General features: G+C 39.1%; 27 protein-coding genes, 1 pseudogene and 1 CRISPR repeat array. Of the genes and pseudogenes, 2 read left to right on the forward strand and 26 right to left on the reverse strand.

Annotated elements, in window-relative coordinates; genetic code table 11:
• Positions 1 to 31: 31 nt before the first annotated feature.
• The 14 genes from hisC to FD16_RS04780 all read right to left on the reverse strand — a co-directional run bounded on the left by hisC (position 32) and on the right by FD16_RS04780 (position 10,659).
• Positions 32 to 1,099: a histidinol-phosphate transaminase gene (hisC, locus tag FD16_RS04715; protein WP_010621301.1), complete on the reverse strand. Its 1,068-nt coding sequence runs from the start codon at positions 1,097 to 1,099 to the stop codon at positions 32 to 34.
• 38 nt (positions 1,100 to 1,137) lie between these two features.
• On the reverse strand, positions 1,138 to 1,467 hold the full coding sequence (gene hisE, locus FD16_RS04720) for a phosphoribosyl-ATP diphosphatase (RefSeq protein ID WP_010621300.1): 330 nt from the start codon (positions 1,465 to 1,467) through the stop codon (positions 1,138 to 1,140).
• Between the two features lie 29 nt (positions 1,468 to 1,496).
• Positions 1,497 to 1,832, reverse strand: coding sequence for a phosphoribosyl-AMP cyclohydrolase (gene hisI, locus FD16_RS04725; protein ID WP_010621299.1), 336 nt, complete (start codon positions 1,830 to 1,832; stop codon positions 1,497 to 1,499).
• Positions 1,829 to 2,587 carry an imidazole glycerol phosphate synthase subunit HisF gene (hisF, locus tag FD16_RS04730; protein ID WP_010621298.1) on the reverse strand — a complete coding sequence of 253 codons (759 nt, stop codon included), beginning with the start codon at positions 2,585 to 2,587 and terminating at the stop codon, positions 1,829 to 1,831. The genes hisI and hisF overlap by 4 nt, the downstream gene beginning before the upstream one ends.
• Positions 2,587 to 3,300: a 1-(5-phosphoribosyl)-5-[(5-phosphoribosylamino)methylideneamino]imidazole-4-carboxamide isomerase gene (hisA, locus tag FD16_RS04735; RefSeq protein ID WP_010621297.1), complete on the reverse strand. Its 714-nt coding sequence runs from the start codon at positions 3,298 to 3,300 to the stop codon at positions 2,587 to 2,589. Before hisA ends, hisF begins: the two co-directional genes overlap by 1 nt.
• Positions 3,281 to 3,907: an imidazole glycerol phosphate synthase subunit HisH gene (gene hisH, locus FD16_RS04740; RefSeq protein ID WP_010621296.1), complete on the reverse strand. Its 627-nt coding sequence runs from the start codon at positions 3,905 to 3,907 to the stop codon at positions 3,281 to 3,283. The genes hisA and hisH overlap by 20 nt, the downstream gene beginning before the upstream one ends.
• Positions 3,907 to 4,491 carry an imidazoleglycerol-phosphate dehydratase HisB gene (gene hisB, locus FD16_RS04745; protein ID WP_010621295.1) on the reverse strand — a complete coding sequence of 195 codons (585 nt, stop codon included), beginning with the start codon at positions 4,489 to 4,491 and terminating at the stop codon, positions 3,907 to 3,909. The genes hisH and hisB overlap by 1 nt, the downstream gene beginning before the upstream one ends.
• On the reverse strand, positions 4,491 to 5,768 hold the full coding sequence (gene hisD, locus FD16_RS04750) for a histidinol dehydrogenase (protein WP_010621294.1): 1,278 nt from the start codon (positions 5,766 to 5,768) through the stop codon (positions 4,491 to 4,493). The genes hisB and hisD overlap by 1 nt, the downstream gene beginning before the upstream one ends.
• Positions 5,769 to 5,784: 16 nt before the next feature.
• Positions 5,785 to 6,429 carry an ATP phosphoribosyltransferase gene (hisG, locus tag FD16_RS04755; RefSeq protein WP_010621293.1) on the reverse strand — a complete coding sequence of 215 codons (645 nt, stop codon included), beginning with the start codon at positions 6,427 to 6,429 and terminating at the stop codon, positions 5,785 to 5,787.
• Positions 6,430 to 7,572, reverse strand: coding sequence for an ATP phosphoribosyltransferase regulatory subunit (locus FD16_RS04760; RefSeq protein WP_010621292.1), 1,143 nt, complete (start codon positions 7,570 to 7,572; stop codon positions 6,430 to 6,432).
• A gap of 410 nt (positions 7,573 to 7,982) precedes the next feature.
• Positions 7,983 to 8,819: a histidinol-phosphatase HisJ gene (gene hisJ / locus FD16_RS04765; protein WP_010621291.1), complete on the reverse strand. Its 837-nt coding sequence runs from the start codon at positions 8,817 to 8,819 to the stop codon at positions 7,983 to 7,985.
• 104 nt (positions 8,820 to 8,923) lie between these two features.
• A complete protein-coding gene (locus FD16_RS04770; protein WP_010621290.1) occupies positions 8,924 to 9,247 on the reverse strand; it encodes a heavy metal-binding domain-containing protein in 324 nt (107 codons plus the stop codon).
• Between the two features lie 59 nt (positions 9,248 to 9,306).
• The gene (locus tag FD16_RS04775; protein ID WP_010621289.1) at positions 9,307 to 10,236 is read right to left on the reverse strand and encodes a DMT family transporter; all 930 of its coding nucleotides are present in this window, start codon (positions 10,234 to 10,236) and stop codon (positions 9,307 to 9,309) included.
• A gap of 21 nt (positions 10,237 to 10,257) precedes the next feature.
• Complete coding sequence (locus FD16_RS04780; protein WP_010621288.1) at positions 10,258 to 10,659, reverse strand: MarR family winged helix-turn-helix transcriptional regulator; 402 nt, start codon at positions 10,657 to 10,659, stop codon at positions 10,258 to 10,260.
• A 100-nt stretch (positions 10,660 to 10,759) separates the two neighbouring features.
• Between FD16_RS04780 and FD16_RS04785 the strand changes: the two genes are divergently transcribed.
• On the forward strand, positions 10,760 to 11,320 hold the full coding sequence (locus tag FD16_RS04785; protein WP_010621287.1) for a LysE family translocator: 561 nt from the start codon (positions 10,760 to 10,762) through the stop codon (positions 11,318 to 11,320).
• A 318-nt stretch (positions 11,321 to 11,638) separates the two neighbouring features.
• Here FD16_RS04785 and FD16_RS13245 read toward each other — a convergent pair whose 3' ends face one another.
• The 4 genes from FD16_RS13245 to FD16_RS04800 all read right to left on the reverse strand — a co-directional run bounded on the left by FD16_RS13245 (position 11,639) and on the right by FD16_RS04800 (position 14,912).
• On the reverse strand, positions 11,639 to 11,764 hold the full coding sequence (locus FD16_RS13245; RefSeq protein WP_010621286.1) for a hypothetical protein: 126 nt from the start codon (positions 11,762 to 11,764) through the stop codon (positions 11,639 to 11,641).
• Positions 11,765 to 11,869: 105 nt separating this feature from the next.
• Positions 11,870 to 12,271 (reverse strand): NAD(P)-dependent oxidoreductase, encoded by a 402-nt coding sequence (locus FD16_RS13095; RefSeq protein ID WP_010621285.1) that lies wholly within the window; start codon positions 12,269 to 12,271, stop codon positions 11,870 to 11,872.
• Between the two features lie 13 nt (positions 12,272 to 12,284).
• A complete protein-coding gene (gene codA / locus FD16_RS04795) occupies positions 12,285 to 13,520 on the reverse strand; it encodes a cytosine deaminase (RefSeq protein WP_010621284.1) in 1,236 nt (411 codons plus the stop codon).
• Between the two features lie 27 nt (positions 13,521 to 13,547).
• Positions 13,548 to 14,912 (reverse strand): cytosine permease, encoded by a 1,365-nt coding sequence (locus tag FD16_RS04800; protein WP_010621283.1) that lies wholly within the window; start codon positions 14,910 to 14,912, stop codon positions 13,548 to 13,550.
• A gap of 324 nt (positions 14,913 to 15,236) precedes the next feature.
• Here FD16_RS04800 and FD16_RS04805 point away from each other — a divergent pair, with 324 nt between their 5' ends.
• Positions 15,237 to 16,088 (forward strand): DMT family transporter, encoded by an 852-nt coding sequence (locus FD16_RS04805; protein WP_010621282.1) that lies wholly within the window; start codon positions 15,237 to 15,239, stop codon positions 16,086 to 16,088.
• A 38-nt stretch (positions 16,089 to 16,126) separates the two neighbouring features.
• Here FD16_RS04805 and FD16_RS04810 read toward each other — a convergent pair whose 3' ends face one another.
• The 8 genes and pseudogenes from FD16_RS04810 to cas4 form a co-directional block, all read right to left on the reverse strand.
• Positions 16,127 to 16,588 carry a hypothetical protein gene (locus FD16_RS04810; RefSeq protein ID WP_010621281.1) on the reverse strand — a complete coding sequence of 154 codons (462 nt, stop codon included), beginning with the start codon at positions 16,586 to 16,588 and terminating at the stop codon, positions 16,127 to 16,129.
• Positions 16,589 to 16,714: 126 nt separating this feature from the next.
• Positions 16,715 to 18,913 carry a CRISPR-associated helicase/endonuclease Cas3 gene (locus FD16_RS04815; RefSeq protein WP_010621280.1) on the reverse strand — a complete coding sequence of 733 codons (2,199 nt, stop codon included), beginning with the start codon at positions 18,911 to 18,913 and terminating at the stop codon, positions 16,715 to 16,717.
• A gap of 429 nt (positions 18,914 to 19,342) precedes the next feature.
• Positions 19,343 to 20,110: direct repeats of the CRISPR family, unit length 32 nt; unit sequence ATTTCAATTCACGCACTCACGAAGAGTGCGAC.
• Between the two features lie 190 nt (positions 20,111 to 20,300).
• Positions 20,301 to 21,176, reverse strand: a complete 876-nt coding sequence (cas7c, locus tag FD16_RS04820; RefSeq protein WP_010621279.1) for a type I-C CRISPR-associated protein Cas7/Csd2 — start codon at positions 21,174 to 21,176, stop codon at positions 20,301 to 20,303.
• A gap of 12 nt (positions 21,177 to 21,188) precedes the next feature.
• A complete protein-coding gene (locus FD16_RS04825; protein ID WP_010621278.1) occupies positions 21,189 to 23,081 on the reverse strand; it encodes a type I-C CRISPR-associated protein Cas8c/Csd1 in 1,893 nt (630 codons plus the stop codon).
• Positions 23,082 to 23,083: 2 nt separating this feature from the next.
• Positions 23,084 to 23,806: a type I-C CRISPR-associated protein Cas5c gene (gene cas5c / locus FD16_RS04830; RefSeq protein WP_010621277.1), complete on the reverse strand. Its 723-nt coding sequence runs from the start codon at positions 23,804 to 23,806 to the stop codon at positions 23,084 to 23,086.
• Between the two features lie 52 nt (positions 23,807 to 23,858).
• Entirely contained in the window at positions 23,859 to 24,167 is a 309-nt protein-coding gene (gene cas2 / locus FD16_RS04835; protein ID WP_338048823.1) for a CRISPR-associated endonuclease Cas2, read from the reverse strand.
• Positions 24,158 to 25,176: pseudogene (cas1c, locus tag FD16_RS04840) on the reverse strand (type I-C CRISPR-associated endonuclease Cas1c). The gene cas2 and the pseudogene cas1c overlap by 10 nt, the downstream one beginning before the upstream one ends.
• Positions 25,173 to 25,829 (reverse strand): CRISPR-associated protein Cas4, encoded by a 657-nt coding sequence (gene cas4, locus FD16_RS04845; RefSeq protein WP_010621273.1) that lies wholly within the window; start codon positions 25,827 to 25,829, stop codon positions 25,173 to 25,175. Before cas4 ends, cas1c begins: the two are co-directional and overlap by 4 nt.
• Between the last annotated feature and the right edge of the window lie 45 nt (positions 25,830 to 25,874).

Consider the following 25,874-nt stretch of genomic DNA (forward strand, 5'->3'; position numbering starts at 1 on the left):
AAACTAATTTCAGTCTGTTTTTGTACGATTATTATTTGATTGTTTCTAGCAGTAATTGCTGGATTCTTTGATTATCCTCAGGTTCGCCAATCGTCAGTCTTAGCCACCCATCACGCAATCCATTTCTGACGATAAAGCCATGGTTCAGCAAGTAATTTGCAACATCATCCGCATCATCAATTTCAAAGAAAATAAAGTTGGTTTGGCTGTGATAGAATTTAATCCCATTTTGTTTAAAAAATTCTTCCCACTTGTCACGTTCACCTACCGTCTTATCAACCGTTTCACGAACGAACTCTTGATCTTTTAATCCGGTTAGTGCTGCATCCTGGGATACGGTATTCAAATTATATGGCGGACGAACCGATTCCATGTAGCTAGCGAGCTGAACTGGGAAAATTCCAAACCCAACTCTGAAATTGGCCAATCCGTAAACTTTAGAAAATGTTTTTAACACAATTACGTTATCAAATTGACTTGGCAATACCAACGAAGAAGGTTCTGACTCATCAGTAACATATTCTAAGTACGCTTCATCAATAATGACTAAAACATTACTTGGCACCTCTTTAACAAACGCCATAATATCAGCCTTTGTTTCGTAGGTTCCGGTCGGATTATTAGGATTACAAATCCAAATCATCTTCGTTTTATCAGTAATTGCCGCTTGCATCCCCGCAAAATCAATGTGTCCATTATCTAACGTTGGCACGCTAACCGGTACCGCCTGTTCAACTTCAGCGTTGATCATGTATTCAGAAAACGTGGGAACGCTGACTAAGACTTCATCACCATCAGTTAAGAACGTTCGATTTAGTAACCCGATGATCTCATCTAAGCCAACACCAAACACCAATTGTTCAGATTTAACGCCATAAAAATCACTCACAGCGTTACGCAGTTCAACAGCACCACCATCAGGATAACGATTTGATTCAAATAACTTAGTTTGTAGCATTTCTGCCACTTTTGGTGAGGTGCCATAAGGATTCTCATTGGCTGACAAACGCACTACCCGATCTAAATGCAGGCGTTTTTTTAAATCATCCAACGGTTCTTCGGGCACATATGGTTTTAAATCTTTAATACTCTTCTTCATCCTGATCCTCCTCTGTTAACAACGTAGCGCAGTAATGACTATAATTTCTTGATTTCGTCGCGATCCTTAGTCTTGCTCATCAAGCCTTCACGTGATGCTAATTCTTTTTTGATTGCATCAAATGGCAAATCCTTTTCCACCAATAAAACCATCAAGTGATACAACAAATCAGCAGTTTCATACTGTAATTCTTCGTTGTTATTCTTTGAGGCCACAATGACTTCTGTACTTTCCTCGCCGACCTTCTTCAAAATCTTGTCGAGTCCCTTAGTAAATAAGTAGTCAGTGTATGAACCCTTAACTGGGTTTTCCTTACGATCCTTGATCATCGCATATAATTCGTCTAAATCCTGTTCTTGTTTACTCATATTAATTGCTTCCTTCCATGTTTCTTCTATTAATAAACAGTTTCATCTTCATCATTAATGGTTCTGAAAAAACAACTCTCGTGATTAGTGTGACACGCGGGTCCTTTCTTATCGACCTTAATCACCAATGTATCAAGATCACAGTCGATTCGAATTTCCTTCACCGTCTGCGTATGGCCCGAACTTTCACCCTTATTCCACAACGTTTGCCGTGAACGTGACCAGAACCACGTCGTCCCAGTTTCAATAGTTTTATCAAAACTTTCTTGGTTCATGTAAGCCATCATTAGAACATCCTTGGTCGTGGCGTCAACAATGATTGCTGGCATCAGACCCGTTTTTTCATCAAATCGTGGTTGTATCATCTGACCGTCACCCCCACATTTGTCAGGTGTTGCTTAACATTAGCAATCGTCAGTTCACCGAAATGAAAAACTGATGCTGCTAAAGCGGCGTCCACCTTAGTATCCTCAAATACTTCACTAAAATCTTCAACCTTACCGCAACCACCAGAGGCAATTACAGGTACGGTGGCAACTTTATCGATGGCTTGGTACAGGGGAATATCATAACCTTGCTTCGTCCCGTCGGCATCCATACTCGTCACCAGTAGTTCGCCAGCACCTAAGTCTTGGACCTTCTTAATCCAGTCAATGGCGTTCATGCCTGTATTAACACGGCCACCATTGATCACAACGTCAAATTGCTTGGTTGACTCGTTCCATTTGGTATCAACGGCCACCACAATACACTGCTTGCCGAACTTTTCAGCACCCTGTGTAATTAATTCTGGGTTGTGCACGGCCGCCGAGTTCAATGAGACCTTATCAGCACCGGCCCGCAACATTGCTTGCATATCATCAACACTGCGAATCCCGCCGCCAACCGTTAGTGGCATGAAAACCTGTGAAGAAACCTGTTCAATTACATCGCTCATCGTTTGACGATGATCACTGGTAGCGGTGATATCGAGAAAAACAAGCTCATCGGCTCCTTGTTTTTGATAGCTGGCTGCTATTTCAACAGGATCACCCACGTCTTTTAAATCAACGAAGTTCACACCTTTTTTTACACGACCGTCATCAACGTCCAAACACGGAATAATTCGTTTCGCTAACATTAGCTCACCGCCTTTAACTGTTCTAATGTCATACCACCGGCAGCCAGTGCTTTACCAATCACTGCGCTGGTGATGCCATTATCTTTCAAGTTTTTCAAGTCATCAATATCACGAATTCCACCTGAAGCAATGATATCAGCGGTTTGAAACTCATTTTGTAATTTAACCAGTAGATCAACGTTAGGCCCCTGCATGGTGCCATCTCGATCGATGTCGGTCACAATAAACGTGCGTGCGCCAAATCCAATCATTTGCTTGATCAAATCACTCATCGAAACCGTGGCAGTATCCAGCCACCCCTGAGTGGCAACCATTTCGTTACGGCCGTCAACGCCCACCACAATTTTATCCGTGCCAAATTTTTGGACCGCATCTTTAACCAGTTCTGGATTAGTAACGGCAGCGGATCCGATAATCACACGACGAATACCCAATTGTAGGTATTGTTGAATTCGTTCGATTGTTCGAATTCCACCACCCACTTCGATTGTCAGGTTGGTGTTAGCTACCAGGCTCTTGATAACCTGTAAATTTTCAGGATTACCGGCCTTGGCACCATCAAGATCAACAAGGTGCAATGTGGTCAATCCCGCTGCTTCGATCGTTTGAGCTTGGGTTAAGGGATCGGCGTTAATCAATGTTTTCTGATCAAAATCACCCTTGTAGAGCCGAACACTTTGCCCGTTAGATAAATCAATTGCGGGAATCCACATAATCCTGCACCATCCTTTTGTAATTTTGTAGTAAGCCAAGCCCAACATCGGAACTCTTTTCAGGGTGAAACTGCATGCCAATTACTTTGTTTTTTTGGACGATACTTGGCACAAACACGCCATAATCTACGCCAGCCGTAACAATATCTAACGGACATGAAGCATAGTACGAGTGAACAAAGTAAGTAAATTTTTCGTTTGCTTCGCTGAAGTATGAATCATTTTTCAGCACCTTATTTTCGTTCCAACCCATTTCAGGAACTTTCAGATCATTAGTTGCTGGAATTTCTTTCACGGTACCTGGTAAAAACCCAAGGCCATCGTGCAAGCCAAATTCTTCGCTATTTTCAAATAATAACTGCATCCCCAAACAAATTCCCAACAACGGAATCTGTTTATCAACTACCTGGTTCAAAACATCAATCAAATTACGCCGACGCAGTTCATCCATGGCTTCTGCGAATGCGCCTACTCCCGGTAAAATTACGCCATCAGCGTTTAAAATTTCTTCCGGATCATCAGTTAATTTACTATCCAGACCCACATAGTCTAAGGCCTTCATTAAGTTACGGATATTACCGGTATCGTAATCGACTACAGCAATCATTAGATGACCCCTTTCGTTGAATTAACTCCTTTGATTTCTGGATTAATTGTGACAGCAGCCCGCATCGCTCTGCCGAGTGCCTTAAAAAGGCTCTCGATCTTGTGGTGAGTGTTACGGCCATATAAAATTTCAGCGTGCAAATTGAGCAGTGCAGTAAAAGCAAAACCTTGGAAGAAATCTTCAACAGTTTCTGTTTCAAAACTACCCAATCTTGGGTTAGTTAGTTCAGCATTGAAAATTAAGTAAGGACGCCCACTCAGATCAACCACCACGCGGCCTAATGTTTCGTCCATTGGCACCATGGCCATTCCGTAGCGTTCAATACCAACTTTGTCACCAAGTGCTTCCTTGAAGCATTCGCCAAGGGTAATTCCGACATCTTCAGTAGTGTGGTGAGGATCGACGTTCAAGTCACCGTTGGCTTTAACTTTCAAGCCAAACCGGCCGTGCTTTGCAAACAATGTCAGCATGTGATCCAAAAAACCAATTCCCGTATCAATCTCACTATCATATTGTTCATCGAGATTCAGTTCAATCGTAATTTGCGTTTCTTTGGTTTCGCGTGTAACTTTGGCTGTTCTCATTACTTTTCCTCCCGTGCTTCAATTGCTCGTGCGTGACCTTCCAGACCTTCAACGCGGGCCAACTTAGTAATGTAATCAGCTTCCTTAGCTAAGGCATCACTGGTGTATTGAATAAATTGGGTTCTCTTAACAAAGTCGTAAACGCCGACTGGTGAGGAGAATCTAGCAGTCCCGGATGTTGGCAAAATGTGGTTAGGACCAGCAACGTAATCTCCCAGTGGTTCTGAAGCATAACGGCCTAGGAAGACGGAACCAGCATTTTTAATTTGAGCTAAATAATCTGTTGGATTAGGTAACTGAATTTCCAAGTGTTCTGGAGCAATGGCATTCATCAAGGTGAACATGTCATCCACTTTTGGTAACACAGCAATGAATCCTTGATCTTCAACAGCGGCCCGTGCAATTTCTTCACGCGGCAAGGTTTGAAGCTGCTTTTCAACTTCGTCAGAAACAGCATTGGCTAAATTAATACTATCGGTAACTAAAATCGGACGTGAGCGCTTGTCGTGTTCAGCTTGTGATAGTAAGTCAGCGGCCACTTGTGCGGGCTTGGCACTGTCGTCTGCGATGACGCCGATTTCAGAAGGGCCAGCAATCATATCGATTGCGACTTGACCGAACACCATCTTTTTGGCGGTAGCCACAAAGACGTTGCCGGGACCAAAGATTTTATCAACACGTGGAACTGACTCTGTACCGTAAGCTAAAGCAGCGATTGCTTGAGCACCACCAATTTGGAACACATCATCGACACCGGCTAATTTAGCCGCAGCTAAAACTGCTTTATTAATTCCATCTTTTTGTGGTGGTGTTACCATCACTAAACGGTTAACACCGGCCAACTTAGCAGGAATGGCATTCATCAGCACACTTGATGGATAAGCAGCCGTGCCGCCTGGAACGTACAGACCAACCGTAGCGATTGAAATCACCTTTTGGCCACGCATTACACCGGGTTTTTCTGAATCAACAAAACCATATTCAATTTCCTTCTTGTGGAAGCTAGTAATATTGGCCTTGGCAACTTCGAGAGCCTCACGCAAATCATCGTCAATACTATCTAACGCATCGGTTAATTCTTGATCGCTTAAGCGAAATGATGTCAGATCAACGTTGTCAAACTTCTTTTCGTAGTCGCGCAACGCTTGATCGCCCTTTGCTTGGACGTTTTCGATAATCTCACGAACACTTGCTTCAATCTTAGGATCGGTTAATCCTGCAGTCCGTTGACTAACTTGTTTTAACTGGCTTTCAAGTGAATCTGTAATAATTTTCATAGTGAATGATTCCTTTCTAATTGGCTTGTGGTTTTTTAATTACTTCATTTAATCGATCAACAAAATCAAATATTTCTTGTCGATGTTGCTTGAGCGACATTGGGTTAACAACCACTCTGGTAGAAACCTCTTGGAGACGATCATAAATTTGAAGATGATTTTCACGAAGAGTCGTGCCGGTTTCAGTGATATCAACGATTGCATCGGCCATACCGATCAACGGTGCTAATTCAACTGAACCTTCAATTTTAACTACTTCGACGTCCTCACCTTTTTCTGCGAAGTAACGCTGCGTGATAAGTGGGTACTTGGTGCCGATCACCTTACGACGTGATGCTTTGGGATCGAAGTCCTTGGTTGATGCAAGAACGAATTGACATTTGCCAATGCCTAAATCCAATAACTCGTACGCTTGGTTTTGCTGTTCGGTCAAGATGTCGCTACCAACAATTCCAATATCAACTGCTCCTTGCGAAAGATACGTTGAAACATCGGGTCCTTTGGCTAAAATCACAGTATATGGATCATCTGGTAAATCAAAGATTAACTTGCGCTTATTGTCCCGCACCGGTGCCATATTGAATCCAGCCTGTTCGAGTAACGGCAATGTTTGCTTTTCTACTCTGCCCTTAGTTAATGCAATTTTGATTCGATCTGTCATTTAATCACCCCCGCTTAAATCTAATAGTTTGCCGTCTTGCGCCTTAACAATTTGTTTGGCCTGTTCAAGGTTATCCGCTAGGCACAACTGAGAATTTGGAATTTCGGTTAACTTTTGTTCTGCGTCGTCCCACTGTGCATCGTCAAAATAAATAAATGTCCGTTGTTGTTTTTGTTTACCGGCCTGATTAATTTCAACCAACCGTTCAATATCAATACCTAGTCCGATCGCAGCTACGTTCTTATTTTGAAAGTGAGCCATCAAATGATCGTAACGACCACCACTGAACAGGTAGCTAGATGACTTAGCACTGAATGCCTGGAACGTGATGCCCGTGTAGTAGTCCTGCGGTGCTTTGGCGCTTAAATCGATTTGTACATCAGCTGCAGGAAATTTATCGGCCATCCATTTGACTAACTGCTTGAGTTCCTTTATCTCTGCTTGAATTTCGGCTGGTAGTTCGAAGTCACTAATCTGATCTAAGACTTCATCAGTTGGTCCAAAGAGCCGTGGCCAAATTTGTAATAAAGGATATAATTCATTATCTGCAAATGGTTCAATCAACTTGTTGTACTGGGTAATTTGTTTTTGGAATAATGCTGATTCAATTTCTTTAATTTGAGATTCGTCATCGATGAATGATTCAAGGATTAGTAAAGCAAATCTGGCAATTCCTAGTTCAATCTGAACACCAGTGAGTTCCAACTTCTCACTCAACTGCATCATCATCACCAAACATTCCTGTTCCGCCTTAATGCTGTCAAACCCAATCAACTCAGCACCAGCCTGTGTCATTTCGTCTTGTGATCCAGATAAGGCTCTGTTGATTCTGAAAATATCGCCGGAGTAATAAAATTTAGCTGGTAACGAAATATTGGTTGAACTGACCACCCGAGCTACCGGTAACGTCATATCTGGTCGAAGAACAACCATGTTACCATCGGATGCGAGGAACTTGAATAATTTCTTTTGACCGGCATCGTAATCCTCAAATACATCTTGGTACTCAACAACTGGTGTAATGACCTTGTCGAATCCCCGATTCTTTAAGTAGTTTTGAATTGTATAAACGATTTGTTCTTTAATTTGTGCTGAATCACCAAGTTCATCTCGAACTCCGGTTGGTAATTGGTTACGCATCATAATTTCATTCCTCCTGACAATAAAAAAAACCCCGCAACAGAATTAGTTTCTGTTACGAGGACGATATAATCGCGGTCCCACCTCATTTTCCAACCACCTTGCAGTGATTGGCTCATGTTGGCAAAAATGCTGTCAACGCTTTTAACGGTTGCACCGGATTATAGTATTCGCTAATTAATCAGTTGTTCATAGCTGTGAGTTCGACCGCGGAACGTAATTTTGGCTTGCAATCGATGGCCAAAACTCCCTGGGTACGTTGCCCCGTGTCTACTAAACTATTCAAAACTTTTAATTTTTCTCTAATTCAGATTTAATTTAATTCATATCATACGCGTTAATTTTTGATTGTCAAGAAAAAGATCTGATTATTTTTCTTAAGTCAAGGCAGGAAAATGGCATCGATATTAACGTTAGTTAATGTACTCTGCAATCTCATGATATCCATGACCGACCTCTTTAATACTATGAGCATCGGAACCAAATACTAGCGGGATTTTCATTTGACTAGCTTGACTCACAATATTTTTAGACGGATAAATTTCATTGCAATATTCCTTGTATAAGCCAGCTGTATTTAAATCAAGTTGATATCCGCGTTGTTTAATCTCTTGCAAAATTTCATCGATCAATGCAGTATTTTTTTCGTCAAGCTGTTGCGGCAAATTGAAGTAATCCTGAAATTTACGGATCAAGGTCAAATGACCAATTCTTTGAGGTTTATACTCGCCAAGGTCGACAGTCACTGCTTGTAATTCTAAGTTAAAGAAATGATTAAACAGTATTTGTGGATCCGTTAAAGATGCGGCAAAGCCCGTTGCAAAGTCACTAATCGTGTCGTCAACACACCAGAATTTATTATCCTTACCAGGCATGAAATGAACAGACAAAACATTATCTTGCGTCCGCGAACCAAATCGATTCAAAAATTCGGTTGTCCAATTTTCAAATCCTGGTAAATAATCAACTTCGAAGCCAACGTTAATTTTAATTTGATCACGATACTTTTGTTGCATTTTTTCAGCAAATTTCAAATATGGTTCAACTTGTTCCATGGTAATTGATGCTTCTGTGTAACCCGTAATTTCGCCAGCATAAACATCCCCGAACGTCTCCGGCAACGGTGCGTGTTCTGTGATGCTATATTCTTCAAATCCCATTTTAATCGCTTTTTGAATCATTAATTCCGCATCATCACCACTGCCGTGCGGACAAAATTGCGTGTGCGTGTGTCCATCTTTTTTGACCATTAGCTACCCTCCGAATTGCGTGTTTATATTTCTATTTTAAGTTTTCACCATAAAAAAACAACGAGATTCACTAAGTTAATGAATTTCGTTGTTCTAATTTAATCTTAATCAATGAATTTAACAGCCGTTCCATATGCGGCGACCGATTGCATATCCGCACTAATTGAGCCAGAATCAAACCGCATCATTACCACTGCATCGGCGCCCATGGCTGCCGCATTTTCACGGAGACGGTCAATTGATACATCCCGTGCTTCAACCATCATCTGGGTGTAATCTTTGATTTCACCACCAACAATGTTTTTCAGTCCAGCACCAATATTGCGCACAATATTTTTAGACTGGGTCGTCAGCCCAAATACTTCACCAATAATCTCGTAATCCTTACCTGGAATTTTTTCAGTGGTAGTTACTAGCATATCGCTCATTTTAAATCCCCCGTTTCTACTGTAATGATAGCGTATTCACGAAAGCAAGGCAATACAATCTAGAGTTTCGCATTCACGTTATGATCCATTTTATGCGTGACCCTTTTCTTGGCCGGAATCGTCTGTAAAAACGTCGTCATCAGTACAAGAATTGCACCAATAATTTCAGCCCAGTCAAACCTGGTGCCGAATACAAGAACCGACACGAACGATGCCGTTAATGGTTCAAACACGCCAAGCATTCCGACTGTGGTAGGTGTCAAATACTTCAAGCTTTGAATGTACAACAAATAGGCGCCCATTGTGCCAATCACGGTCACAAATAACGTACCAACCACCGTTGTAAAGGTCATGGCTGGCCATTGCTGATGAAATAATGTCGGAAACATTAATAGTCCGGCTACTAACATGGCCCAGCCAGTCACAATACGTGCGTTGTAATGAAATAATAGCTTGCGGGGCATGAGTGTATAAATTGCACCACCAACGCCGGCTCCTAAGCCCCACCACACACCAGCCGGTGAGATGGCTAGCGAATTCCAATGACCATGGGTAACCAACATGTAAGTCCCCACCACAGCCATTACAATTGAAATCACATCAACTCGTCGCGGTAACTGCCGATGTCGGATAGCCAAGTAGATAATGATCATGATTGGCGCCGAATACTGGATAATTGTGGCAGTCGGCGCATTACTGTTTTTGACCGCCGAAAAATATGTATATTGTGAAACTAAAACGCCTAATAGTCCAAACCCAATCAACCGAATGGCGGATTCACGATTACGCCAAATCTGAAACGCCTGTTTGCGCTGACGAATCAGACACCAGCCCATTAGTAAAATCCCAGAGCCAATTAATCTCATCCCCACCAGCCAGTGCGGTGTGATTAGTGGATCATTAAATAAGTATTCGGCGACGTTACCGGATACACCCCAAAAGACGGGTCCTAAAATTGCAAATAGGAGCCCTTTATGTTTATCTGTCACCAATCTTCCCTCTCTTCGTTCCTATACCGTTAATTTATTCAATAGCTGGCGAAGCTGTTCCCGTTCATCTTCCGTCAGCGCAGACAATAAATTGTCCGACTTTACCTGTTCGTAGCTATGGAGCTCTGGATATATTTGTTTCGCCCGCTGTGTTGGATAGACCCGCTTAATCTTACGGTTCTCCGTATCATTTTCTAACTCAAGGTAGCCCATTTCAATTAATTTTTTGACGGTGCGAAAGCTCGTCGTCCGATCAATCTGCATACTATCGGCCAATTCACCCAAAAACATTCCCGGCTGTTCAACAGTCCGGATGATGTAAATAAATAGGTTGTTGTTTAGCTTTTGTTCCTTGAAATGCTGATTAGAATCGATCTGAATCAATCGAGTGATGGCACCAATGCGGCGAATAATCTCAAACATAAACTTTGCTCCCTTCGTTGCAATCGTCATTATAACATGCTAGAATCATCAGCAATACATAAAAATTGCATTTGCAATAAAAAAGAGAGAAGCGATACACATGGTTGGATTTTTAACATTTGTGACGGTGATGTCATTTACGCCCGGGCCAAACACCCTGATGGCGATGACAGAGGGCCAGACTAAGGGTTTTAGACGTGGCCTCGTCTTTAATTTTGGTATTTTAATTGGTTTACTGACAATCGGCGGAGTCATTTCAATCTTTTCGTCGATTTTTCAGAGCAACGTGCTGGTAGTTAATGGATTAAAAATAATTGGTTCAATTTACCTGCTATATTTGGCCTATCATGTGGCTGTGTCTAAACCAGGTGATAATGCCTCGGCTGGCAGTCATCCTCTAATGACGGGAGCACTGTTACAGGCCACTAACATCAAGTGTTACCTATATTTTGTCACAGGAATGGGCACCTTCATCATCGCCGGAGTATGGGGCAGTTTCCCGGTTAAATTCGGATTGATGGTGATTATAGGTATTCTAGGAACCCTAACTTGGACTCTTGCGGGCCAATTGATTCAGCGATTTTATAACGACCATTATCGGTTGTTAAATGTGATTGTGGCTTTGTTGCTGGTTTATAGTGTGTGGGATTTGTGGCAGTAATCAGACAGCGGAGCCAAGCGGTTAGGCATTGTGATATAGCGAGAAAATAGATTAATCGTTCGCACTTTGAACGGTTAGTCTATTTTCTCACTATATCATGGATGCCTGCTTGGCGGAGCTGCTTTCGGCTAGACTGCATATAAGTATGGTTTGCTAGTCATTAATGAACCACTATTTCAACTTATCAGCCTAAAGCAGCTCCGCAACACAGCTCGTCATAAAATAACAGGGCAACCACAACCGGTCCAAGTTCGTGACCATTTGTGGTTGCCCTGTTATTTTACACGAGCTAACCCGTGTTGCTTCGCTGTCTAATTTTTAATTTTTGTCCGAAACCACCGAAATATGCTCCTGCACATGCAACCCTTGCTGAGCTTCATCCACAATTGCACTGGCATAATCGTCATAACTGACATAACTCTCGCCGTCGTGGTTATTATGCATTACATCATCAAATACTTGATAGTGACCCGTCTTTGGTCCGTTTGGATCAAAGAAACTGGCCGGACTGACAAATGTCCAACGAATTGATGATTTTTCATAATCCTTTTAGTTGTCCAACTGGCCCTTCATGACACCCTTCAATTCATCTGGAACATCTAGGTGATTAAATAATTGGTCAGTTTTCGTATTGTCAGTGTATAAACTGCTGGCACCACCAACAATGATTAGACGTGTAGTGATACCGGTAAAAATCTCAATTAAATGACGACCATATTCTACATGTAGCTCAGGCTGAGTAATTGGTGCAGCAAACGCATTAACAACAACGTCAAACTCTGCCACATCCTCTTTAGTGATATCTTTGATTTCTTTTTCAATTACTGGAATATCAACCGTTAATTTTGCACGGTTACGTACAATACCGGTCACATCAATATTACGCGAAAGTGCCTCTGTAACTATGCGCGAGCCTTGTTTACCGGTTGCGCCGATTACTGCTAACTTCATGCATTTCACCTCATTAGAAATTTAATTTGACTTGCTTAGGCTGGGTCTCCACTAATATCTCACCATTGTGAATCGAATACAAGACTTCTGCATGCTCGTTTAGAGCATCGTAAAAATTAGTCTGATTCAACAAAATACAGTTAGCAGGCTTACCCTGTTCAATACCGTAGTAATCACTGATGTGTAGCGTTTTGGCAGCATTGTTGGTCACAAAATTGTAGGCATTTTTAATTTGGGTATAGCCCATTAAGCCACCACCTAAAATACCAACTTGAACCTGATCCAGCATGTTGCCGTTACCCATTGGATACCATGGATCATTAATGTCATCCTCACCAAATGACACATTCACGCCAGCTTCAGATAATTCTTTAATTCGAGTCATACTACGACGCTTAGGATAAGTGTCAAAACGTCCACCAAGGTGCAGGTTAACTTCTGGGTTGCAGACAAAGTTCACGTTAGACATTTGCAACAGCCGAAATAACTTGTAGCAGTATGCATCATTGTAAGATGCCATCGCCGTTGTGTGGCTAGCCGTAACCTGGTTACCTAACCCAGTTTCATATGCTAGCGTTGCTAAAACTTCAAGGTTGCGAGAATTAGGATCGTCAATTTCATCACAATGAACGTCAATTAGACGGTCATACTTTTGTGCCAAACCAACGATGAATTTCAGTGAATCAACACCGTAGTCACGGGTGAATTCATAGTGCGGAATGCCACCGATTACATCCACACCCATTTTTACGGCTTGTTCCATTAATTCTTTACCGTGTGGAAATGACAAAATACCGGATTGTGGGAAAGCAACCAGTTGAAGATCAATCACATCTTTAACTTCTTCACGAACTTCCAACAAAGCTTCCAACGCTGTCAAACTAGGGTCAGTCACGTCCACATGACTACGGACAACCTGAATACCATTGGCAACCTGTTCACGAATAGTTTGCTTAGCGCGACTTTTAACATCTTCTTTGGTTAGTGTCTTACGACGTTCTGACCAAATTCGAATACCGTCAAATAAAGTCCCAGTTTCGTTCCATTCTGGCTGACCAGCCGTTCTGGTAGCGTCTAAATGAACGTGTGAGTCAATGAATGGCGGTAATATTAGCTTGCCATCCCCATTGATTACCTGTTCGTTATCACGGGCGTCAATTTTATCAGCGATTTGCACAAATTTGCCATCTTCAATTCGAACATCTTGTGGTTCTTCGTTAGATTCGATGTGCACATTTTTAATTAACATGGTTTACCTCCCAGTAAATGTCCATTCCTAATGAATCATCGTGCTTCTTATCTTCATTATAATATAGTATACAATACCGACAATTACCATGGCAGGATAAGCTGCACCAACTGTCTGGTCGAACCATTCAATCTTTTGCAGGCCTAGGAAAACAACCACGCCAAGAATCCAGCATGCGAATGCCCACCAGTTAATTCCTAGACGATACCAGAAGGGTCCATCCCCATTAGTCAGATCATCCATTGAATAATGACCTCGATGTAAAATGAAGTAGTCCACACACATAATGCTCATCCATGGTCCTAGAATCATCCCCAAAATGTCCAGAAACGCAGTGAACGTATCCAGAAAACTACCAACAACCATTGGAATCATTGTCACAAAGGTTGCTACAATCGTGGCAATCCACAGCGCAACCTTTAAGCTGATCTTTGGCATCATATTATTCAAGGCGGAACCGGCTGCCTGCAGATTAACCGCATTGGCCGTCATACTGGTTAAAATAATGACAATCATGGCTAAAATGCCGAGCCCTAACTTAGCAGCGATTGTACTTGGATCGGAGTTATTAGCATCGTACGTCCCTGATGAAACGGCAATACTAATAGTGGCTACAAGGCCAACTAAGGCAAACCACAAAACTCCAATTAAGGCACCCCAAAATGGTGCACTCGTTGCCACAAACCGTTTGTTAGTAAATCTAGTAAAATCGGCACCAGCGGTCACCCATGCCAGGTTAAATGCAGCTAAAGCATCCAGCGCTGATCCAAACGACATCTTTTGCTTAAATGGTACCTGCCACTGACTAATTTGATGAAATGAAGTTTGCTTGAACACGACAAACGTTTCCCATACAACGAACGCAAAGACCAGAATCATGCCGATCCGTTCGATCATTTGCACGGAACGCTGCCCCGCACTAACGCTAATCAGATGTAACACGCTCATGACAACAATCCCGAACAATAGCGTCCAGTTACCACCAGGTTTACCATACACCGGCCACCCAAACACCGTATTACAAATGTACGAGATGGAGGTTGCAGCAATAAATGTATTCACTGCAGTCCAGCCAATAAATTGAACCAAATTAACAATCGAAGGGACCACACTGCCACGGATTCCAAATGAAGCTCTGGATAGTCCGGTTGTCGTGATTCCAGTGCGATAACCAATCAATCCAACGATTGCAAGAAAGACGTAAGCAATTGACGATCCGATAATTAATGCTGATACGCCGCCCCACAAACCACAGGCTGCGATTACGCCACCGATAAACCAGGTACCGTTGTTGGCGTTCGCCCCAACCCAGGTGGCAAACATATCCCAGTAGTTCATATGACGGTGTTTTGGTGCAATACTTTCGAGCGGATACTGTCGCGTTGCTTTCAAATTTTCCACGTCCTCTATCTTTATTTTTAAAAATGCCCTGTAACATGGTATAACAACGTTCAGTAGTTTTAAAGCATTTTCTTAACGATCAAGATAGATTCAAACGTGAATGTTAGCGTTTTGACGCAACGTAAAATGTTTTACGTTAAAAACTAAATTTATTTTGAGTTTTTGAACTATCGATAATTGTTGAGACACACATAACATCACGACGTCATGCGTAATTTTTAAAATCAATCACAATTAGTAAAATCCGGACTTAATAACTTTTAGCATATTGCGTATAATAGAGAGTAATTATTTTCGAATTGGGAGGATTTATTGGTGAATAAGAAAACAATCTCTTTACTAATTTTTTCAATCATCGCTAGTTCATTCTCCTCGATTTTAGTCAAATGGTGCAGTGCACCCGCAACTATTATTAGTATGTATCGGATGTACTTAGCATGCATATTGCTTTTACCAGCGGCATGGATTAAACGACGAGATTGGCTCAAGTTGTCGGTCAAAGAAACCTGTTATCTTATTCTTGCCGGTATTTTACTAGCAATGCATTTTTCGCTTTGGTTCGAGTCACTAAAGTTAACGACTGTCGCTAGTTCGATGATCATTACCGCGTTACAACCACTAGTGGCCTTGATTGGCGGGTTTCTTGTGTACCATGAAACTACTAGTCGCAAATCTTTGATTGCAATCGGCATTTCAATTATCGGTATTGCCTTTGTAGCATGGGGTGACCTTGGTGGTGGCAGTATGGACGCTATTTTCGGAGACCTTCTTTCATTTCTCTGTATCGTGGCGCTGGTCAGTTATATGTTGATTGGTCAGCATCACGTCAAAGAAATTTCGTTTATTACATATAGTTTTAGCGTCTTCCTAATTGCCGGCATCACGCTCAACGTTTTTAATCTGATCGGTCACGTGCCGACTATGGGCTATTCTGGTCATGAATGGTCGCTATTCTGGCTACTCGCTATTTTCCCCACTGCATCGCACGTTATCTATAATTACCTCCTTAAATATGTCAACACCACCGTGATTTCGATGAGCATGTTAGGTGAGCCAATTGGCACCACAATTCTTGCAATTCCATTGTTAGGTGAACAGGTATCCATAATGCAAGTAATCGGCGGTCTTGTCGTACTTTGGGGCGTTGGGTTGTATCTGAGACGTTAAAAAAGTGATCCACCAAATTATGGTGGATCACTTTTATGTTAACGGCTGTAAATCATTAGATCGGTTGTGTTGCCAGCATCGAAAATACTGTCCTCGGTATCTTTGAACTCGTAATTTAATTTGCGTCGCAAATCATTTTGAACATTGTCACTCAATTTTTTGGTGGCCTGTTTTGCTTTATCAGTGTCAGCTTTGTTAACACTGGTCATTAAAATTTCATGTGTTTGACCATCAGTATCGTAAGCCACTCGTCGTGCATTCTTAAATAAAAACCTATATTCGCTATTTCTATCAAAGTTATAGCTTAAATACTCTGCTAATTCTGAATTACGCCAACCTTCATTGATTTCGTTAACATTGTATTTTTCAATAAATGCTTCACGATTGTCAGCCGTCTGGCTGTAATCCTTGTCGGTTGAACTAGTGAACGTTTGGCGATCGTAGTCATGTTCGTCATCGAGAGTATGTAATTTAGTTGCTGCAGTATTGTTATCTGCCATTTTTATCTTCCTTCCTGCTATGTATTATTAAAATTCGATTAGAAATCGGTTGAGGTTATTATACATCATTAATGGCATAGCAGACATTATAATTTACTTCATAAAAAATGGTCTTACTAAATATCTCTAAAATATTAAAGAATCTTTACTAATCTTACAATAGAGCTCATTTGGAACAACTTCTTTATACTCATGTCTATCAGGCTTATTATACTTTTTTACCATGTAATCTTGAGCCAATTGTGTCATCTTTTTTATCATTTTAGGGTCATTATTATTGTAAGCATCCATTAATTCGTTTACAATTCGTACACCCTTGTCCTCATCTTCTCCTCTACCTTTACACTGAATTAAAATTGTGTATTTTGCTTCATTGTCAATTGGTTCATAATTGCGGGCTACGGTTCCGTACAACTGTGAGTGAATTTCTTTTCCTAAACTATAATTAATGTTTGTTGAATTTATTAAGTCTTGTAAGATAGATGTTTTTCCATTCGAAAGAGTGATATAAAATTTAGTATTAATCAATCCAAAATACTTTTTAAAATATTTATTTACATCATTTTTATCATCTATCTCTAACATAGCTTGCCTTGACGCATTTATTTCAGGAAGCTTATTGAGATCTTCACTTATATTAAACACATCCACGCAGCCAAGGTGTTTATTACCATTTCGATTACATCTACCGGCAGACTGAATAATACTATCCAATCCTGCTAAATCACGAATTAGATAGTCAAATGATAAATCTACACCCGCCTGCATAATTTGTGTACTAACACAGATTACTGGTTTATCTTTTTTTAATAAATCAGCGATATCCGCTAAGTTATCAAGTCTTTCAGCATGACAGATATCCGTTGTAATTAACTTTTTATTATTAAAATCTAGCTTATTATAAATCTCATTAGCCAATGATTTTGTATTTACGATTATAAGTACAGTACCAGTTTTTGCACGTTCAGAAGCAAATTTTACTATATCTTCAGGGTCAACTACATGATCCATATGATACTTAATTTCGTAACGAGGTGAAATTTTAATTCTTTTTGAAACAAGTGAAGCTCTGTCACTAACCTTAAGTGTTGGAAGAAGCACTCTAAAGTCTGGTAATGTTGCTGAAGACAAAAGTACTTTTGATGTACTAAAACTATTGAACCAATCGAGCAGAATACTAAATAAATCCAAAGATTTTGTTGGTATTGCTTGAACTTCGTCAAAAATTACTACTGCATTTGCAATATTACTGAAATGCTGCACGTGACTTGTTCCAGATCCAAAACAAACCTTAAGAAAATTAACAGTCGTCGTAATAATTATCGGAGCATCCCAATTGTTAAGCTCATAATCGTCCAAAGTATGATGGTTTGTGTTGGAATCATCCTCTATAACTGTTAAATCTGAACTGTCTACATTCAATATATTCCTTATTTCTTTTACATTTTGTTCAATAACAGATAAAAGTGGAACAACTATTATAATTTGCTTCTGATCTGTCATCATACAAGTCTTTAGTCCCCATCTTAATGACGCAAAAGTTTTCCCAAGACCCGTCTGTGCCGCCAATGTACGAATATTCGGCTGAATGCTATTTGCCGCCTCATCACACTGTGATGAAATTATTTGTCGCACCTTATCAACGTTGGTCTCAATCGATTTAGTTTCTAGATTATTCAACAAAATATTGTATTTGCTGTGAATCCATTTAGCATAGCTAGCAGTTGGGATTATCCCTGAAGTATCGCTATGATCAGCATTTATTAAAATCGACAATAATAATCTCTCTGTCCAGTACATTACGTATACATTGTTGCTGTGGGATTTAATATAGTCAATATATTGTTGCTTTGCTTTTTGAAATAAGTTTTCTACTTGATTTTCTGACATGTTATTATCCTTTAAAAAGCTTAAATAGCAGTCATTAACACTTTCGAAATCAAACCGTTTGCTTCTTTTTTCATAATCTGTTTCTTGAAGCAATTCGTTACCAAAGTTTGGTAAATATCCCACATGATGAGCCATAATGATACCACCAAATGCTTCAATGCATAGTCGTGACATATCATCATTTACCTGTTCAAAGTAATTTATTAAAATCGCATTTGCCATAGAAGAGTGGTCAACTTTGTTATGATCCTGTTTTTGAATGTGAGACTGAAATTCTGGTTGATACTTACCAATATCATGTAGCAGTCCTAGCAAATAGGCGATATTTTTAAGATTGCCAGGTGCTAGTTTATAAGCCAAGTTAGCTGTCTGTTGTAAATGTTCTCTAAGTGTTTGTATACTTCCATCATCATTCTTATGTGCCAAATATTCCAAATCTAGTCACCCCGTTAAGCATACGTTATGTTACACTGCCAACAATTCATTTTTGAAAAGTATGTATTCTCACATGCTTTCATAAAATAAGTATGTGAGTAAAAGGCTCAAATAGGACCCTTGATCTTATAATTTCAATTCACGCATTTTAAAAGAATGCGACTTCAATCATTATAACATTTTATAAAAATAGATTTTCGTTTTGCGTAGTAAACAGACGATAGCGAGATTTATTCTACTTGTCTTGTAGTATAAAAACGTGTCTACACATTAGTAGAGATAATTTATATATCGTTTCAAGGTGACGGCAAAAACTACAATTGATAAAAAATGGTAATTACAGGCATTATTTTTTCAGATAATAGATCTTAACGCACTCATGAAGAGTGTGACACCAACTAAACCATTTTTAAGCCTAAATGCCTCTTGATTTCAATTCACGCACTCACGAAGAGTGCGACGTGCTTAGCCCTAGTGGCCTCTTCTAGCTTTTCCTTATTTCAATTCACGCACTCACGAAGAGTGCGACTTACTCGACCCATTAGCCAAATCATCACCAAACATATTTCAATTCACGCACTCACGAAGAGTGCGACGGCATGACTTCACTTAATTCATTTGGGCAGTTCCATTTCAATTCACGCACTCACGAAGAGTGCGACTCTGATTAAAGCACTACAAAAGGCTGGCAAGATGATTTCAATTCACGCACTCACGAAGAGTGCGACGGTACGTTTTGCCATTTCTTCTGGAAATTCGTTTTATTTCAATTCACGCACTCACGAAGAGTGCGACTTCATCTAATTCAAATTCATCAACATGGTAGCGTTATTTCAATTCACGCACTCACGAAGAGTGCGACACGATCGTATGGCGTCGGCACTAGTACCCGTGATTAAATTTCAATTCACGCACTCACGAAGAGTGCGACTAAAGAACAACATTTTTTATATTTATCCTGTTGTATTTCAATTCACGCACTCACGAAGAGTGCGACTTAAGATCGGTGAAAGAGCGTTTTGTTCGATCATATTTCAATTCACGCACTCACGAAGAGTGCGACAGTACCACCATAACTAGCTGGCCTTACAGATGATATTTCAATTCACGCACTCACGAAGAGTGCGACGTTTCATTTCGTAATCTACGCATACTACCTGTTTCAATTTCAATTCACGCACTCACGAAGAGTGCGACTGCGGATAAATACCCAAATTCAGGTAATATAATCCGTTTTTAAGATTCAAAATATACATAATTCGTGTAAAGAAAGCTAATACAATAATACTATATGCAGTAATATGTTAATTCCATCAAGTGCGAATTAACGTGCAATTTCATGTGCACAACACTTTCGCACTGATGAAAATTATTGCTACTAAACTTTTTAAAATTCTTCATTTTTAAGATTTGGTAATGCGTTAAACTTAATTTTAACATTTTCAAAATCAGAAGCCGTATCATTATATTCAACAGAAACCTGTTGTTCTACTTTCCACTGCGGATACTGGCCTAATTTATTATCGTGCACAGACCATACTACTTTTAATAACTGCATAGATCCTGCAGGTCTTGAAGCTGATGCGTCATTGTCAAACATATGTAATAACGCCTGTTTCAAAAGCTCCGAATCCTCCAAACTAAATTGAGTTTTTTCAGCTAAATTTGGCCTAATACTACCACTAAACTTATACACACCAAATTCAACTATTTGTTTATGGCCCATCGTATCTGAACCTCTTGCACCGTTATCTTTTAATTCTGCTGAAGTTGACTTTGTAATTTGCATATCTGTAACATCTATAGGTTTAATTGATTCTGCCATTTGAATAGAAACAGGGCCACGAATACCAATTGCTGCACCATCTAATCCATCTTTCTTTCCTTTTGAAAAAGCAAAAAGAGCACCAAAAGCTCGAACATCTAAAAACTGTTCACACGCTGTTTTATAAAAAATTGGTTTCCCTTCGTCACTGGTAGCATCATTTTCACTAAGAACACTTGCAATTTCTTTATTTCCAAGTAATCTACTTCTCATATCTTTGTAATCGTCATTAGAATAATCATCAGATTGAACATATACACTCCCCCCCTGATCCAACATAGCATTTCGAATTTTTCGTTTCAATGCAACATCCGTAATAATTCCCTTACCCTGATTATTCACACGAGGCATATTGTCTGCCAAAGGATCTCCATTCGGGTTAGCATTTTTAACACCAATTACAGCAGTGAAATCAATTCGATTTTCTAATTTTGTCATTTTATTTATCCCCTATCCATTTTGTTCAATATTTTTATCAGTTTCTTGTTTATAACGTTTTAAATCTTCAAAATGTTTGTCAATAGTTCTTCCATATGCAACAAGATATATTGCTTTAAGTGGTTCATTGGTCATTTCCTCAGCATCGAATCCAGCTAATTGTTTCATTATTTCTTTGACTAAGTATGGATCGTCTTTGAAATAAGGATTCACCTTTTTTACCAGCACTTTAATAGTATTAGCTGGCTGATCTCCAAGACGTCCCAATGCTTTTTGGGCATTAGTTTGTCTAATAATTCCACCTGTTGAACGTTTATATAAAGCGTCATTTTCCAACAAATGGATTGTAGCCAACAATTTTCCAAATTTATAGTCTCTTGTTTCTATCGATTTGTCTGACATCAATTTGTCGTTCCTTTCCGGTTTCTCAGCATTAACTAATGTAAGTAAAATATCGTTCCATTGAGCACTACATCTTCGAACGTATCCTCCACCACGATTAAGGACTCCATCAACATAGCGCTTTGTAGCAAGTCTAATAATGTAGGAAGGTATTTTAGTATTGTTAAGCATACAATTTAATAATTGACTATATGCACGACTAACAAATGATGCCCCTTTATCAGAGCTTGTTTGTTTATCAGCATATATCATCTTGGACATTTGTTTTAAATTTGGTTGCTTGTAATCATCAATATGTCGATAGTTACAACGATTTTGCCAATTTTTAAATCCAGTTTTGAACTCATTTAAAGTAATACTTTGAAAATCAACTACAGACAATCTCCCTGTGCTTGTAGCATTTACTGTCAATAAATTAATGTGACTATTATATTCGCCGCCTAATGGCTCTCCTCGCAACAATTCCATCGCAGCAGTAGCATCATTTTGTCCTGTACTCTCATCAAGATTATCCTTGCTAGTATTGGACAAATTAAGGCCCAAAGCTGCAAATACTTCAAGTTGTGTATCATGATTTACTTTTTCATTATTGTCAGACCAAATTACTATAGATGTTGTATTATTCGATGAGCCTGAAACTAATGGCATCGATTGAGTTTGTCTCAAGAAAAGAAGCATATTTTCTGATTTAGCGGCGTTTGTCGCATCCATGGGAGCTAAATAGTGCGCTTCCCCATTAGTTTTAAGTTCCTGATTGCCTAAAATGCCATGATAGGTATACCCATCATTATCATTATAGCTGATAAGTTTAGACGAATTATTGGCAGAACCGCCGAGTCCTTTTGAATATACAGTTGCCTGATTATCTGTAAAATTACCAGTAATTAAATCCAGTCCCTTAGTTCCAGACTGCGTTTTGCAAACAAAATTCCACCAACTTTCAGCTAGGGCTGTCTGATACCATAAATGTGGACTAAGATCCATAATATCAAAGTAAACAATATTAGCGGTCTTAAAACTTTTCAAGCCAATACTTTTATCAATATCACTAATAAGTGTATCTTTACTCAAATATTCACTGATAGCAGTTAGCCATTCTAAAACTAGATCATTTTTTTGGTTTTTGGATGCATAGTCTATCCAATCGTGCAATTGTTCCGAGTATATTTTTCTTTTATTTGTATTTTTCTCTTGGGTTTTTGCAGATAATTGTAGTAGCGAAGTATCAGTCAAATATTCAACTTTATCAAATAAAGCTAGTGGTGCCGGATTACTTGTTCGAGCATTGTTTTGTGGACTTGCAAGCACTGGTATTTTTCGTTCATTTTTTATAATAGATTGTAATTTTCCATTTAAGTCTACTGTAACTTGAATAGCAGCTTTTAAGACGTAATCACCTGGTGGCAATAAACAATACTCGTTATCAAATCTATCAATTTGTGGCTGTAAAACTAGCGATTTATTTTGTTCATAAAGATTGTACAAACTCTCATACAACTGCATAATCAATCCACCTTCTTATTTTTAAAGAGGTCTATATGATCAATTCTTTTTACCAGTTGCTGCCTTACTTTTTTTTCAATTTCAGTAAAATCAATAATTCCACGCTTCATTACATACAGTCCAAAGTCAGCTTGCAGTTCTGGAACACCGGTTTCGTTAGGATATTCATACTTTAAAAACTGATTACCAAAGGGAATATCTGTGGAAACTTGATCGTAAAATCCTTCTTCTTTGTTTTCAGAATCTACCAACTCAACATGTGCTTGGCACTCACGAGTGCCAAAAAAAATGTCTCGACGTCCTCCATGTTTAATAGCTCGTTTTAGCATGGCAACATGTTTTGTCATATCTCTATCCTGAACCATATTTTTTTCGAATGGATTGAAATGTATGCGAACTGTTATCTCATATGCTGGATTTGCTAAATAAGTATTATATGCCTGTGTTCGACGAGACGTATGTCCTGTTGCATATTGATCAGTAATCATTGGCGTTTCTCCCATCGCCTGATATCTGATTTCATTTAAAATTCTTACACTTATAACATGATACATGATTGTTGGTTTCCAGTACAAAGACTCAGTAATTCCCTTACAAGCCTCTTGTGTAGGAACCGGATAACTTGCTTTTTCACCGCCCTTAGTTATTGGGTCTGTGAACAGTGCGAGAGGTCCCCATACTCTAAAGGTAACTGGTGGTGACATACGCTTATTATAATAATTCATAATTCGTCCTCCATCTATAAAAATTGTTAAAAACGATTGTATTAATATTATTCTATAATATCAAAGGTGAGTCAACATTATTTATAGTTTTACTGCCAAAATGTATTATCTTATTTTCATAATTTTTTCCTAAATTATAAAACCGAACACTATCATATGAACAATCAATTGTATCAATCAATTCATTCCTCAACTTTTTATAATTTAAAGTATCTATATTGCATTCATAAACTGAATTTTGCACTCGTTGTCCATATTTCAAGCATATTTTGGCTACTTTACTTAGCCTTTTTGTACCATTTTCTGTAGTAATTGAAATATCATAGGCTACCACAATTAGCAATTTTTCACCTACTTCCACAAAAAAGGTGGATATTCATCTATATCACCTCTTAAGTATCTTGATAACAGTGCAGCTTGTGTGTAAGGTACAAGTCCCCAGCAAATTTTTTCTTTTAAGTATGGGTGAGTTATATCTTCTTGTTTCTTTTTTTGCCACTCACTTAAAAATAATTTACGTGCATTTTGTGTGAGTATCACAGCACCATCTTCTTTAACAACAAAATCTTTTTCTTTCAATATTTTTTTATTTATTACTGTCAAAACGAATCTATCAGCGAACACGCTTCTTAGTTCTTCCATCATATCTAACGACAATGAAGCCCGTCATGCATAAATCCTACATATGGATCTAATCCAACAGTTTCAAGCGCTGAAGTTACATCATGTGATAATAGTGTATAAGTAAAAGAAAGCAACGCATTTACTCGATCACGTGGTGGTCGTCTATTTCTACCACTAAATTTAAATACGTCTTTTTGTTGAAGAATCATTTGATCAAAAATTGAGAAATACTCGGCTGCCATATTACCTTCAATACCTCTCAGGGTTTCAAGATTTGAAACTGTTCTGACACTGCTAATAGCTTGTTTCATTTTTCCCGATATCTCTTTAAACTTTTGAACGTCAATAATCATGGCGTGGTCTCTTGTTGATCTCTCAAATTGCCATCTCGAATTATACAATTTGCCAATAATAAAATTTCTGGCAATTATGCAGCTACCATAATCTTCTTCAGAAACTTTATACTGCTTCTTTCTTAGTAAAACATTACCCGTAACTGCGCCCTCTACACGTCCCATAAATTTACCATTTGGCGTAAGAAATGATAAATGTATGCCTCTTGCCATGCAATCTTGCATTAATGCGGGACTTGCTCCAGATCTACCAAACGTTACAATTCCTTCAAGATTCAGTAACGGAACCTTTCCAATTGACTTATGATTAACGATGACTGCAACATTCCCGCCATCCAACGACAAATACGATTCAGGAAGCGTAACGTACAACGTATTAAGCATTTCTTTCATTCGTTTAACCGCCTATCTAAATATGACGCAACCGTCTGTCTGTTCAATAGTTCTGGCAAACAAACGTCCTTTAATGAACAACTATTGCACCAACGACCAGTTTTAACCTTTGGTGTATATTTCTTATACCAATACATATGCATTTCTTCGATCGTCTTTTTTAATATGCTGCGCAACTTATCATCAAATGCAATTGTCTCTTTATGTTTTGTTTCATTGTAATAAATGTATCCTTGAGTAATTTCACACTGCATCATTTCTTCGATACACAACGCTTCTCCCAATAACTGTAGAGAGTCTGATAAATCATATTTTTTATGACCATGTTTATATTCAATTGGTCTTAAAGTGTACTTTCCGTCATGTCCAATAACATTTATTCCAGTTTTTGATTCAATAAACTCAACAACATCACATTTACCAGTCAATCCATATATTCTTGAGTGAACAGGCATCGCTCTAACTAAAAAACTACGACCTCGTTTTTCCTTAATGTATGGATTATCAGCCTTTTTATGCAATCTTTGACCTTCATATGTCAAAAAATTTTCTTCCCACTTCTGTTCAACATGTATAAGTGCCCACTGACGCTTACAAAACAAAAAATGTTGAATTCCAGATATCATTAAGAAATCATCTTCCAAATACTCCAATCATCATCCCTCCCAATTGTCTTAACTACTAGTTTAATTATTTAC

This window comes from Paucilactobacillus suebicus DSM 5007 = KCTC 3549 (assembly GCF_001434475.1).
Lineage (GTDB): Bacteria > Bacillota > Bacilli > Lactobacillales > Lactobacillaceae > Paucilactobacillus > Paucilactobacillus suebicus.

Coding starts and splice junctions, on each gene's coding strand:
- cas7c (WP_010621279.1), bottom strand. CDS start 21,176: ATGACAAAATTAGAAAATCGAATTGATTTCACTGCTGTAATTGGTGTT.
- hisD (WP_010621294.1), bottom strand. CDS start 5,768: ATGAAAATTATTACAGATTCACTTGAAAGCCAGTTAAAACAAGTTAGT.
- hisF (WP_010621298.1), bottom strand. CDS start 2,587: ATGTTAGCGAAACGAATTATTCCGTGTTTGGACGTTGATGACGGTCGT.
- FD16_RS04760 (WP_010621292.1), bottom strand. CDS start 7,572: ATGATGCGTAACCAATTACCAACCGGAGTTCGAGATGAACTTGGTGAT.
- hisJ (WP_010621291.1), bottom strand. CDS start 8,819: ATGGTCAAAAAAGATGGACACACGCACACGCAATTTTGTCCGCACGGC.
- hisI (WP_010621299.1), bottom strand. CDS start 1,832: ATGATACAACCACGATTTGATGAAAAAACGGGTCTGATGCCAGCAATC.
- FD16_RS04785 (WP_010621287.1), top strand. CDS start 10,760: ATGGTTGGATTTTTAACATTTGTGACGGTGATGTCATTTACGCCCGGG.
- FD16_RS04770 (WP_010621290.1), bottom strand. CDS start 9,247: ATGAGCGATATGCTAGTAACTACCACTGAAAAAATTCCAGGTAAGGAT.
- hisE (WP_010621300.1), bottom strand. CDS start 1,467: ATGAGTAAACAAGAACAGGATTTAGACGAATTATATGCGATGATCAAG.
- codA (WP_010621284.1), bottom strand. CDS start 13,520: ATGTTAATTAAAAATGTGCACATCGAATCTAACGAAGAACCACAAGAT.
- FD16_RS04825 (WP_010621278.1), bottom strand. CDS start 23,081: ATGCAGTTGTATGAGAGTTTGTACAATCTTTATGAACAAAATAAATCG.
- FD16_RS13245 (WP_010621286.1), bottom strand. CDS start 11,764: ATGCATAATAACCACGACGGCGAGAGTTATGTCAGTTATGACGATTAT.
- hisG (WP_010621293.1), bottom strand. CDS start 6,429: ATGACAGATCGAATCAAAATTGCATTAACTAAGGGCAGAGTAGAAAAG.
- hisB (WP_010621295.1), bottom strand. CDS start 4,491: ATGAGAACAGCCAAAGTTACACGCGAAACCAAAGAAACGCAAATTACG.
- FD16_RS04810 (WP_010621281.1), bottom strand. CDS start 16,588: ATGGCAGATAACAATACTGCAGCAACTAAATTACATACTCTCGATGAC.
- hisC (WP_010621301.1), bottom strand. CDS start 1,099: ATGAAGAAGAGTATTAAAGATTTAAAACCATATGTGCCCGAAGAACCG.
- hisH (WP_010621296.1), bottom strand. CDS start 3,907: ATGATTGCTGTAGTCGATTACGATACCGGTAATATCCGTAACTTAATG.
- FD16_RS13095 (WP_010621285.1), bottom strand. CDS start 12,271: ATGAAGTTAGCAGTAATCGGCGCAACCGGTAAACAAGGCTCGCGCATA.
- cas5c (WP_010621277.1), bottom strand. CDS start 23,806: ATGAATTATTATAATAAGCGTATGTCACCACCAGTTACCTTTAGAGTA.
- hisA (WP_010621297.1), bottom strand. CDS start 3,300: ATGTGGATTCCCGCAATTGATTTATCTAACGGGCAAAGTGTTCGGCTC.
- FD16_RS04780 (WP_010621288.1), bottom strand. CDS start 10,659: ATGTTTGAGATTATTCGCCGCATTGGTGCCATCACTCGATTGATTCAG.